Below are 1343 nucleotides of genomic sequence, written 5' to 3' on the forward strand. Positions count from 1 at the left end.
TTTTCAGGTTACAAAATTCCACTTATCAACGCGATTATTTTTCGGGGGGATTACCGTGCGGACTGATGTTGACGTACCTCAAGATAGACCCAGCGTGTAGCGCGATCGATAGCCACGAAAAGGTAACGCTTGCGGTTCTCGTCGAGCATTTGAGGCAGGTGTTTAACGTCGACATGGATATACCCCGGCGTATAGGCCTTGAAAGGCTTATGGGTCGGTGCTTGATCCGCTCTCTCCTGCTTTTTCAGGGCCGCGAGACTGGGTAAACCACGACGTTTCAACAGACGCTGTAGTGCAGAATGTGAGAGGTCCGGATGCAGAAATTCTCTTGCCACCACCAGCAGATCGTCGACACTCAGCCGCAGATACTCCCGCAGGGCTAAAACAATTTCTTCCTGGGCAGAAGACAGTGTTGTGAGCAAGTTGTGCCGTGTCTGAGACAGATCATGTTGCGTCTCTCGGTAGCGCCACCGAGCAATCGTGGGGATTACACCACTAGGGCGAAGGCTTCAACGTGAAGACAAGGCAGGCGAAGAATTTATCTACATGCACGCCCAGAAGAACATGGAGCTGCATGTCCTGAACTTCCGCCAGAAGCGCGTCGAGTTCGATGGCACCGCGACCATTGGCAATAACTCCCACTTGGCGGTCGCCAAGGACCGCATCGAAACCATTGACGGCAATCGCGATGTCACCGTGCACACCAACCACACCGACAGATTGATGGAGAGCGCGGGTTAAGGGGAGCTATCAAACCCATGCCAATGGCGATATTACCTTCAAGGCAGACTGGGAACTCATGGCACGTGTGGCAGGACGACAAGGATCGGGTCGATGCCCGACGACTGACCGAGCCGGGCAAGAAGCTCTACAAACGACGCAAGGCAGCTTCGCCGATGCTAGGCAATTGCACGGGCATCGCTATGCGCGAATGCGAGGGTTGGAACGTGCCAAAGAGCAATGTCTGCTGGCCGCAGCATGTCAAAACATCAAGAGGATCGCGCAGGCGCGTTGGCGCTGGCTTTTTTTACGTATTTTACGTCACCTGAGGGCTCATATGGCTTATCAGCGGGCGCGTGAAGAGGCAACCAAAACAATGGACCAGCTTCGTTCAGCGGTCGGCCTTGGGCGTTTTGTCTGATGGGTGGTTGACGCACTTTTTAGTGTAAAAAAAAGCCAGCCTCAACGAGGCTGGCTAGCGGTTTTCAATGACTGCCCAACCGTATTACTTCACTACCGGGCAACGCTCGCGGCGGAGTGACTTCATTAGTGTATCATCGACGTCCAGGTGGCCTTGAACAATGCTGGCGGGTGTCAGTGCCAGCCATTGGTTCAGTGAGACA

Annotated in this window: 1 protein-coding gene and 2 pseudogenes; 2 read left to right on the top strand and 1 reads right to left on the bottom strand. The window is 54.0% G+C overall.

The genetic code is table 11. The annotated features are described in order from the left end of the window. Window positions 1-53: 53 nt before the first annotated feature. Window positions 54-482, bottom strand: a pseudogene (locus CZ787_RS18600) (IS481 family transposase); the annotation flags it as partial. A 4-nt stretch (window positions 483-486) separates the two neighbouring features. On the opposite strand from CZ787_RS18600, the gene CZ787_RS18605 reads away from it, so the two are divergent. Both CZ787_RS18605 and CZ787_RS19180 read left to right on the top strand, forming a co-directional pair. Further along, a complete protein-coding gene (locus CZ787_RS18605) occupies window positions 487-741 on the top strand; it encodes a bacteriophage T4 gp5 trimerisation domain-containing protein (protein ID WP_419866546.1) in 255 nt (84 codons plus the stop codon). A 62-nt stretch (window positions 742-803) separates the two neighbouring features. Further along, window positions 804-1141, top strand: a pseudogene (locus CZ787_RS19180) (transposase); the annotation flags it as partial. Between the last annotated feature and the right edge of the window lie 202 nt (window positions 1142-1343).

The organism is Halomonas citrativorans (assembly GCF_900163645.1).
Lineage (GTDB): Bacteria > Pseudomonadota > Gammaproteobacteria > Pseudomonadales > Halomonadaceae > Vreelandella > Vreelandella citrativorans.